The sequence below is a fragment of the Microbispora sp. NPDC046933 genome, from assembly GCF_040644635.1.
GTDB lineage: Bacteria > Actinomycetota > Actinomycetes > Streptosporangiales > Streptosporangiaceae > Microbispora.
The window spans coordinates 342,137-352,427 of the sequence record NZ_JBEYWW010000005.1; the positions used below are offsets into that span (position 1 = coordinate 342,137).

General features: G+C 73.8%; 3 protein-coding genes and 1 pseudogene. 2 read left to right on the forward strand and 2 right to left on the reverse strand.

The features are described from left to right. The first annotated feature begins 10 nt into the window (after positions 1-10). Complete coding sequence (locus ABZ857_RS09510; protein WP_357040194.1) at positions 11-1,333, forward strand: MFS transporter; 1,323 nt, start codon at positions 11-13, stop codon at positions 1,331-1,333. A 37-nt stretch (positions 1,334-1,370) separates the two neighbouring features. Here ABZ857_RS09510 and ABZ857_RS09515 read toward each other — a convergent pair. Together ABZ857_RS09515 and ABZ857_RS09520 are read right to left on the reverse strand one after the other, a co-directional pair. Beyond that, a pseudogene (locus ABZ857_RS09515) lies at positions 1,371-3,407 on the reverse strand (glycoside hydrolase family 3 N-terminal domain-containing protein); the annotation flags it as partial. Positions 3,408-3,427: 20 nt separating this feature from the next. Next, entirely contained in the window at positions 3,428-4,855 is a 1,428-nt protein-coding gene (locus tag ABZ857_RS09520) for a carboxyl transferase domain-containing protein (protein WP_357040197.1), read from the reverse strand. 475 nt (positions 4,856-5,330) lie between these two features. On the opposite strand from ABZ857_RS09520, the gene ABZ857_RS09525 reads away from it, so the two are divergent. Next, positions 5,331-10,291, forward strand: a 4,961-nt coding sequence (locus tag ABZ857_RS09525; RefSeq protein WP_357040200.1) for a beta-ketoacyl synthase N-terminal-like domain-containing protein, incomplete at its 3' end; no start/stop codon positions are given.

A 10,291-nucleotide genomic window follows, 5' to 3' on the forward strand; every position in this document is an offset into this window, starting at 1 on the left:
TGATCGTTCCATGACACCCCTGCGCCGAGTGCTGGGCGCGTACCTGGCCGACGGCGTCACCCGTGCCAACATGTGGGCCCTGCTGGCGCTGGCGACCGTCGGCACGGCGGTGATCTCCTTCCTGCCGTCCGCCCAGCCGCACATCCTCACCACGATCCTGGGGCTGCCCGAGTCACGGCAGGGCACGGTCGTCGGGCTGCTCAACACGGCGGCCGAACTCGCCATGGTCGCGAGCCTCGCGTGGTACGGCGCGCTGGCCGACCGGTTCGGGCGCAGGATGATCGTGGTCTCCGGCCTGGTGCTGTGCGCCGCCGGCACCGCGCTGTTCCCGTTCGCGGCCAACACCGCCGTGCTGGCGGTGCTGCGGGTGGTGTTCGGCCTGGGCGTCGCGGCGATCAACGCGATGCTGTCGACGATCGCGATCGACTACGTGCGCAGCAGGTCGCGCGGGGCGTCGTACGGGCTCGTCGGCTTCTTCGGCGGCCTCGGCGCGCTGGTCGCGGTGCTGGTCCTGGTGCGGCTGCCGCAGACGCTGGAGGCGGGCGGGATGGAGCCGGTGCAGGCGGCCCGCACGGCGTTCCTGCTGATCGCCGCGGGCATCCTGGTCACGGCGGGCCTGCTGTGGCTGACGCTGTCGCCGGCGCGGCCGGTCGCCGCCGAGCGCGTGCCGCTGGTCCGGCTGGTGCGCGAGGGCGTGGCGCTCGTCCGCGACCCGGGAGTGGCGCTCTCGTACGCGGCGTCGTTCGTGGCGCGGGCCGACCTCGCCATCGTGGTCGCCTTCATGTCCCTGTGGATCAAGAACTACGGCACCGAGCACGGCGGCCTGTCCGGTGCGGAGGCGCTGGCCAAGGCGGGCGCCGTGGTGGGCGTCTCGCAGATGGTCGCGTTGCTGTGCGCGCCGGTGTTCGGCTGGCTGGGCGACCGGATGCGGCGTCAGGACCTGGTCGTCCTGGCGCAGGTCGTCGCCGCCCTCGCCTACCTGTCGACGCTGCTCGTCTCCGATCCCCTCGGCCCCGGCATGATGCTGGTCGCCGTGCTGATCGGCGTGGGCGAGATCGCCGCCATCACCACGGCGGGCCCGCTGCTCGCGCAGCAGGCGCCCGCGGCCGTGCGGGGCTCGGCGTTCGGCGTCCACACGCTCTGCGGCGCGGCCGGGGTGATGGTCATCTCGGCGCTCGGCGGGGCGTTGTTCGACGCGTGGCGCCCGGCGGGGCCGTTCGTGGTGGCCGGCGTCTTCAGCCTGGCGGTCGCGTGCTTCGGCCTGGCCGTACGGCGGCGGGTGACGGCCAGGGCCGAGGCCGACGTCGCCGGGGAGGCCGTCCCGGCGGCCTGACACCGGCCCGGTCCGCCGCAAGGGACGCCGGCGTTCAGGTAGCCGCGCAGGTCGCTGCCGCCCTTGGGGTCCTGCATGTAGATCTGCGCGGCTGCGGCGCCGTTCCAGGTCGCCTTCGGCCCGTCGCCCTGCACGTTGACGTCCGACGAGACGACGGCGATCTCCGAGTGCGCCGCCTCGCCGTCCACACCGATCTCCGTGCCGCCCCAGTTCTCGGCCGAGCCGATGTAGCTCTTGTACGGCGCCACGTCCTGGCGGTTGTAGATCTCCAGGTCCTCGGTGGCGGTGCCGCCGCCGCCCGTGCCGGAGCAGCCGAACTCGGGCGAGGTCGCGTCGAGCGTGCCGACCGACCCGGCCTGCCCGTAGCGCAGGCCGTAGCCGAGGGGGAAGAGCGGGTCGTAGCCCTCCTCGCCCGGATCGAGAGGTGTCTGGCAGGCGCTCTTCGGCCACGAGTACGACAGCGTGCCCGTGTAACCGGGGCCGCTGTCACGGCTCCTGACCAGCAGGTCGGCCACGCCGCCGCCCTCGGTGCCGGGAAGCCACGCGACCACGAACGCGTCCGACCGGTTGAGTTCCTTGTTCACGTGCAGCGGGCGGCCGTGACGTAGACGGTGACGACCGGCGTGCCCTTGCCGGCGACCTTGTCGAGCACCGCGAGGTCACCGGGACAAAGCGTGGCGGCCTCCAGCGAGCGCCGCCCGAGGTCGCCCACCCCCTCGGCGTACGGCGTCTCGCCGATCACGGCGATCACCGTGTCGTACCGGCTCGGGTCCACCCCGTCGGCCGTCTCGCTGAAGGTCACGTTGTCCGCGCCGAGGACCTCGCGCAGGCCGCCCAGGATGGTCGTGCCGTTCGGGAAGTCGGCGTTGGTGTTGCCGGTGCCCTGCCAGGTGAGGGTCCAGCCGCCGGTCTGGTTCTGCATGCTGTCGGCGCTCTTGCCGACCACCAGCACCTTGGATCGGGGGGAGAGCGGGAGGACCTTCCGGTTGTTCTTCAGCAGGACCTGCGACTCCCGCACCGCCTTCCGGGCCAGCGCCCGCGCCTGCAGGGCCTTCGCCGAGCCCGCGCCGGGGCGCGCGGAGGGCTTGGGCGCCTCGAACAGGCCCGCCCGCAGCTTCACCCGCAGGATGCGCGTGACGGCGTCGTCGATGCGGGATATCGGGATCTCTCCCGCCTCGACCTGGGCGATCGTGGTGGAGACGAACGCCTTCCAGTCGTTCGGCACCATCACCACGTCGATGCCGGCGTTGATCACCCGGGCGCAGTTCGAGTTCGTGCATCCGGCGACCTGGCCGATGCCGTTCCAGTCGGAGACGACGACGCCGTCGAAGCCCATCTTCTGCTTGAGCACCTCGGTCAGCAGCTTCCTGCTGCCGTGCACCTTGCCCTCGGTGATGCCGAGGTCCTCGTTGGTCCAGCTGTTGAATGACGCCATGACGGTCTGCGCCCCGGCGGCGAGCGCGCCGTAGTAGCCCTGGCCGTGAATGTTGATCATGTCGGCCTCGGACGAGGGGTTGACCCCCTGGTCCTGCCCCTTGAGCGTGCCGCCGTCGCCGATGAAGTGCTTGGCCGTGGCGATCACGCCCCGGTCGCCCAGCCTGTGGGAGCCGCCGTCCTGCAGGCCGCGTACGACCTCGTAGCCGTACGCCCGGGTGATGCGCGGGTCCTCGGAGTAGCCCTCGTACGTGCGGCCCCAGCGGTCGTCCCTGACGACGGCGAGGGTGGGCGCGAAGGCCCAGTCCTGGGCGGTCGCGCGGACCTGCGCGGCGGTGGCGGCGCCGATGCCGCGCAGCAGGCAGGGGTCGTGCGCGGCGCCGAGGCCGATGTTGTGCGGGAAGAGCGTGGCGCCGAACACGTTGTTGTCGCCATGTACGGCGTCGATGCCCCAGATGACGGGGATCCTGGTCCGCGTGTTCACCGACGCCTGCCAGTACGCGTCGGCGAGGGCCAGCCAGTCCTGCGGGGACGCGTGCTTGTCGCGGCCCGGCCAGGACCCGCCGCCGTTGAGCACCGAGCCGATGCCGTAGCGGCCGACCTCCTCGGGAGTGATGGCCGAGATCTCCGGCTGGGTCATCTGCCGGGGGTCGGACGGGGTCAGAGCGGGATGTTGTTGTGCGCTCCCCGCGTGGCCGGCGCCGCCGCGAGGGCCTCGGCGAGCCTCCGCCGGGTCGTCCGCGGGTCGATCACCTCGTCCACGACCCGGAGGTCGAGCGCCCGGCGGACGCCGCCGGACAGCTCCTCGTGTTCCCGCACCAGCTCGGCGCGCAGCCGCTCCCTGTCCTCCGCGGAGGCGGCGGCGAGGCGCCGGCGGTGCAGGATCCCCACCGCCGCCTCGGCCCCCATGACCGCCACCTCCGCACCCGGCCAGGCGAAGACGGCGGTCGCCCCGAGCGAGCGGGAGTTCATCGCGATGTAGGCGCCGCCGTAGGACTTGCGGACGACCACCGTCACCCGGGGCACGGTCGCCTCCGCGAAGGCGTGCAGCAGCTTCGCCCCCCGGCGGACCACGCCGCCCCACTCCTGGTCGACACCCGGGAGGTAGCCGGGGACGTCCGCCAGCACGACCAGCGGAACGCCGTGGGCGTCGCACATCCGGACGAACCTGGCGGCCTTCTCCGCAGACAGGGCGTCGAGGCAGCCGCCCTTGCGGAGCGGGTTGTTCGCCACGACGCCGACGGTGTGCCCGGCCAGGCGGCCGAGCCCGACGACGATGTTCGGCGCCCAGCGAGCCTGGATCTCCACGAACGCCGCACCGTCCTCGCCGTCGTCGAGCAGCGCGCGGATCACCGGGCGGATGTCGTACGCACGGCGGGCCGACTCGGGCAGCAGGGCGGCCGGGTCGCGGTCGTCCGCCAGGCCGTCCAGGGCGTACCCGCCGGTGTCGGCCAGCAGGCCGGTGAGCGTGCGGGCGCGCCGGTAGGCGTCGTCCTCGTCCCCGGCGACCACGTGCACCACACCGGAGCGGCGGCCGTGCGCGTCGGCGCCGCCGAGCCCCTCCATGTCGATCTCCTCGCCCGTCACGCTGCGGACCACGTCGGGGCCGGTGACGAACACCCGGCCCAGGTCGGACATGACGATCAGGTCGGTGAGGGCCGGTCCGTACGCCGCCGCGCCCGCCGCCGGGCCCACGATGACGGAGATCTGCGGCACCCGCCCTGAGGCGCGGATGTTCGCCTCGAAGACCAGGCCGGCGCCGTGCATCGACTCCACGCCGTCGGCGAGACGGGCCCCGCCGCAGTGCCACACGCCGATCACCGGCACCCGGCGCCGCAGCGCCTCGTCCACGGCGGCGATGATGTGCCGGGCCCCGGCCAGCCCCAGCGCCCCGCCCATGACCGTCGCGTCGGTGCAGAAGGCGACCACCGGGGAGCCGTGGACGCGCCCGGTGACCGCGAGCACGCCGCTCGCGTCCTCCGCGTGCAGCGGCGTCGTCGAGTCCGCGTCGAGCAGGCGGCCGAGCCGGGCGACGGGCTTGCGGACGTCGCGGCTCTCCCGCGCCGCCACCGCCTCGGCAACGGTCATGGATTTACCCCCATCGAGTGCGTGTGCTCGCGTTTCTTCGCAAACGGTAGGCGGGCCACACCCATCGGGTCCAATTACGATTTCCGATGGAAATAGACAAAGAAATCCTTATGAATAGCCCGATATCCCGTGATCGGCATCACAGTTGACTATTGCACGAAATTCATGCAAATGTCGATTGGGTCGGCCGGGCCGGAGCCGCAGGGTTCCGGGACGGGAAGCGCGGGCACGGCGAGACCGCGCCGCCGCTGCTCACGCGCATTCCCGGGAAGGCCGCCGTGCGGGCGGGCCGGGCTGTTTCCTTTTCCGTTTCGGCCGCGGAAAGTGGCAGCCCGGGCCGTACCGCCTTTCGCCGGGAGGGAAGCGGCGAACACGGCCGGATCGGTCGCGCGTACGCGCGGTCGAGAAGCACCGCGAAAACACGACGAAAAGCACGACGAGAAGCACGGGCACGACGCGAAGGGCGGATGTTCACATGGACGAGGCGGTCGGCTACGGCGAGGACGCGGTCGCGGTGGTCGGGCTCGCCTGCCGGCTGCCGGGAGCGCCACACCCGCGCGATCTGTGGGAACTGCTGCGCGCCGGGCGCGACGCGGTCGGCCCGCCTCCGGAGAGCCGCCTGGCGGGCGAGCCCCGGCTCGCCGGCCTGCGGGGTGGTTTCCTGGACCGGGTCGACGAGTTCGACGCGGGCTTCTTCGGCGTCTCGCCGAAGGAGGCGGCGGCGATGGACCCCCAGCAGCGGCTGACGCTGGAGCTCGCCTGGGAGGCGCTGGAGGACGCCGGCGTCCGGCCCGCCGACCTCGCGGGCACGCCGGCGAGCGTGGTCATCGGGGCGATGGCCGCCGACTACGCCACGCTCGTCTACCAGCGGGGAGAGGCGGCCATCACCCGCCACACGCTCGCCGGGCTCACCCGGGGCATCCTGGCCAACCGCGTCTCGTACGCGCTGGACCTGCGCGGGCCGAGCCTCACCGTCGACACCGCGCAGTCGTCGGCGCTGGTGGCGGTGCATCTGGCCTGCGAGAGCCTGCGCTCGGGCGAGGCGGCCGTCGCGCTCGCGGGCGGGGTGAACCTCAACCTGGTCCCGGAGAGCACGGCGACCGCCGAGCGGTTCGGCGGCCTGTCCCCCGACGGGCGGTGCCACACCTTCGACGCCCGGGCCAACGGCTATGCGCGCGGGGAGGGCGGCGGGATCGTCGTGCTGAAGCCGCTGCGGCAGGCGCTGGCCGACGAGGACCACGTCTACGCGGTCATCCTGGGCAGCGCGGTCAACAACGACGGCGCGACCCCCGGCCTCACCGTGCCCGGCGCGGCCGCCCAGGAGCAGGTGATACGGCTGGCGGTGGAAAGGGCCGGGGTCGACCCCGCGACCGTACAGGTCGTCGAGCTGCACGGCACCGGCACCAGGGTCGGCGACCCCATCGAGGCGGCGGCCCTCGGCGCCGCGCTCGGCGCGGCCCGGCCCGCCACGCGGCCCCTCCTCGTGGGGTCGGCGAAGACGAACGTCGGCCACCTGGAGGGAGCGGCCGGCATCGTCGGGCTGCTCAAGGCCGTGCTCAGCATCCACCACCGGGAGGTTCCGGCCAGCCTGAACTACGAGACGCCGAACCCCGCCATCGACCTCGATGCCCTCAACCTGCGGGTCGCCACCGAGCTCTCCCCCTGGCCGCGCCCGGAGGCGCCGCTGGTCGCCGGGGTCAGCTCGTTCGGCGTGGGCGGAGCGAACTGCCACGTCGTCCTCGCCGAGCCGCCGCCGCCCCCCGCGGCCCCCGATTCGGGTGCGCCGCGCCGTACGGCGCCGGCTCGGGAGGAGGCCGCCACCGGCGCCGGGCCGGCCCGGGACGGCGAGGCGGCCGGCTCCGGCCCCGGCCCCGGCCCCGGCTTCGGCTCCGGCTCCGGCGGGAGCGGCCCGCAGGTCGTCCCTCTCGTTCTGTCGGCTCGCGACCCGGCCGCGCTGCGGGAGCAGGCCGCCCGGCTGAGCGGCTCGGCCGCCCTCGACGCGAACCCGTCCGACGTCGCGCTGTCGCTGGCGACCGGCCGCACCGCGTTCGAACATCGGGCGGTCGTGGTGGGCGCGGACCGTCAGGACCTGCGGGAACGGCTGCGCGCGTTCGGCGCGGGCGACGTGGCGTCCGGGGTGGTGCAGGGCAGGGCGCGCGACCTCGGCGGCACCGTCCTCGTCTTCCCGGGCCAGGGCAGCCAGTGGGCGGGTATGGGCCGGGATCTGGCCGACGCCTCTCCCGTCTTCGCCCGGCACCTGGCCGAGGCCGCCGACGCCCTCCGTCCCCACGTGGACTGGTCGCCCCGGGACGTGCTGTGGAACCTGCCGGGCGCGGAGTCGTTCGAGCGGGTGGACGTCGTGCAGCCCGCGTTGTTCGCCGTCATGGTGGCGCTGGCGCGGCTGTGGGAGCACTTCGGCGTCCGCGCCGACGCGGTCATCGGCCACTCCCAGGGTGAGATCGCCGCCGCGCACGTCGCGGGCGCCCTGTCGCTGGACGACGCCGCCGCGATCGTGGTCCTGCGGAGCCAGGCGCTCGCCGCGATATCGGGTCGCGGCGGGATGGTCTCGGTCCCGCTGCCGCGTCCCGTGGTCGAGACGCGGGTGGCCGAATGGGCGGGGCGGCTGGAGATCGGCGCCGTGAACGGCCCCTCGGTCACCGTCGTCTCCGGCGACGCGGACGCGCTGGACGAGTTGATCGCCCGGTACGAGGCCGAGGGCGTCGCGGTGCGGCGGGTGCGGATCGACTACGCCTCGCACTCGGCGCACGCGGAGGCCGTACGGGACCGCCTGCTGGCCTCCTTGCCGGGGCACCCGGGTCGGCGGAGCGACGTGGCCTTCTACTCCGGGCTGACCGGCGGGCGGCTCGACACCTCGGAGCTGGACGCGGGCTACTGGTATCGCAACCTGCGGCACACGGTGCGGTTCGACGAGGCCGTCGAGGCCGCACTGCGGGACGGCCACACCGTGTTCGTGGAGGCCAGCCCGCACCCGATCCTGATTCCGGGCGTCCGGGAGATCCTGGACGCCACCGGCGCCGCGCCGGACCTCGGACGCGTGGTCACCGGAACGCTGCGCCGCGACAGGGGGGACCTGGGCGAGTTCCTCCGGGCGCTCGGGGCGCTCCACGTCAACGGCGGGCAGGTCGACTGGAGGCCTGCCGTACGGCCCGGCGCACGGCGCGTTCCCCTGCCCACCTATCCCTTCCGGCGCCGCCGGCACTGGATCGACACCGTCGCCGCGGTGACCGAGCCCAGCGAGCCGGTGCCGGCGCAGAACCACTGGGAAACACAGAGCCGACGGGAAACACAGAACCACCTGGAAACACAGAGCCGGCGGGAGACACCTCGCGAGCCGGAGATCGCCAGGAGCGAGCAGGATGTCGCACGGAGCAAGCAGGATGTCGCACGGAGCGAGCAGGCGTCGCTCGATCTCGTGCTGTCCGCGACGGCGGCCGTCCTGGGGCACGCGGACGCGCGGAGCGTCGCGCCGCATCTTTCCTTCAAGGACCTGGGGCTCGACTCACTGGGCGTGGTGGAGCTACGGGACGCCCTGGCCACGGCCACCGGTCTGACCGTTCCCGCGACGGTCACGTTCGAGCACCCCTCGCCCCTCGCGCTGGCCCGCCACCTGCTGGCCCTGTCCGAGGGCGGCACTGCCTCTCCCTCGATGCCTCCCGCCCCGGCGGCCGGGGAGCAGGCGGCCGGGGAGCAGGCGGCCGGGGAGCCGATCGCGGTGGTCGCCATGGCCGGACGATACCCGGGAGCCGACAGCCCGGAGAGGCTCTGGGAGCTCGTCTTCGACGGCACCGACGCCGTCACCGCCTTCCCCGCCAACCGGGGCTGGGACGTGGAGGCGCTGTACGACCCCGCCGCGACGCGGCCGGGCACGTCCGTCACCGGTGAAGGAGGCTTCCTCCACGACGCCGACCGCTTCGACGCGGAGTTCTTCGGCATCAGCCCCCGGGAAGCGGCGGCCATGGACCCCCAGCAGCGTCTCCTGCTGGAGGTGGCGTGGGAGGCATTCGAACGGGCCGGTGTCGTGCCGCGGTCGCTGGCCGGCAGCCGCACCGGCGTGTTCGTCGGCATGATGCCGCAGGACTACGGCCCCCGGTTGCACGAGACGGCCGAAGGGTCCGAGGGCTACGCCCTCACGGGCACGGCGGCGAGCGTCGCCTCCGGGCGGATCGCCTACACCTTCGGGCTGGAGGGCCCGGCGGTGACGGTGGACACCGCCTGCTCGTCGTCGCTGGTCGCGCTGCATCTCGCCGTACGGTCGGTGCGGTCGGGCGAGTCGGACCTGGCGCTGGCGGGCGGGGTGACGGTGATGTCGTCGCCCGGCATGTTCACCGAGTTCTCCCGGCAGGGCGGGCTGGCGCCGGACGGGCGGTGTAAGGCGTTCTCCTCGTCGGCGGACGGCACCGGCTGGGCCGAGGGCGTGGGCCTGCTGCTGGTCGAACGCCTGTCGGACGCACGGAGGAACGGCCACCCGGTGCTGGCCGTCATCCGCGGCACCGCCGTCAACCAGGACGGCGCGTCCAACGGCCTCACCGCGCCCAACGGGCTGTCGCAGCAGCGGGTGATCCGGCAGGCCCTGGAGGACGCCGGGCTCACCCCGGATCAGGTGGACGCGGTCGAGGCGCACGGCACGGGCACGACGCTCGGCGACCCCGTCGAGGCGCGGGCGCTGCTGGCGACCTACGGCCAGGGGCGCCCTGCCGACCGGCCGCTGTGGCTCGGCTCACTGAAGTCCAACATCGGCCACACCCAGGCCGCGGCGGGCGTCGCCGGGGTCATGAAGATGGTGCTGGCCATGCGGCACGGCGTGCTGCCGAAGACGCTGCACGCCGACGATGCGTCTCCGTACGTCGACTGGTCGGCGGGCCTGTCGCTGCTGACCGAGCCCGTGCCCTGGCCGGAGACCGGCCGCCCGAGACGCGCGGGTGTGTCGTCCTTCGGCATCAGCGGCACCAACGCCCACGTCATCATCGAACAAGCACCCCACCAGGACGACACGGCGCAGGCGCTTCACGCGATGTCGCCCGGCGGTCCGCTACACGACACCGCACAGGCGTCTCACGCCATCTCGCCCGGCGGTCCGCTACACGGCACCGCACAGGCGTCTCACGCCATCTCACCGGGTGGTCCGCTGGCAGCGCCCGCCGCCCAGGACGGCGGGCACTCCCTCGCCGCCGCGTCAGACGGTCGCCGGGAGGTGCCGGGTGAGCCGGACGCGGAGCGTCCGGTGCCTGTGGTGCCGTGGGTGATCTCGGCCCGCTCCCGGGAGGCGCTGCACGCGCAGGCCGCCCGGCTGGCCGATCACCTGGACCGGCACCCCGAACTGGACCCGGTCGACGTCGGCCACTCCCTGGCCACCACCCGCACCCACTTCGACCACCGCGCCGTCATCACCGGCACCAACCGGCAGGAACTACTGGA

Coding starts and splice junctions, on each gene's coding strand:
- ABZ857_RS09510 (WP_357040194.1), top strand. CDS start 11: ATGACACCCCTGCGCCGAGTGCTGGGCGCGTACCTGGCCGACGGCGTC.
- ABZ857_RS09520 (WP_357040197.1), bottom strand. CDS start 4,855: ATGACCGTTGCCGAGGCGGTGGCGGCGCGGGAGAGCCGCGACGTCCGC.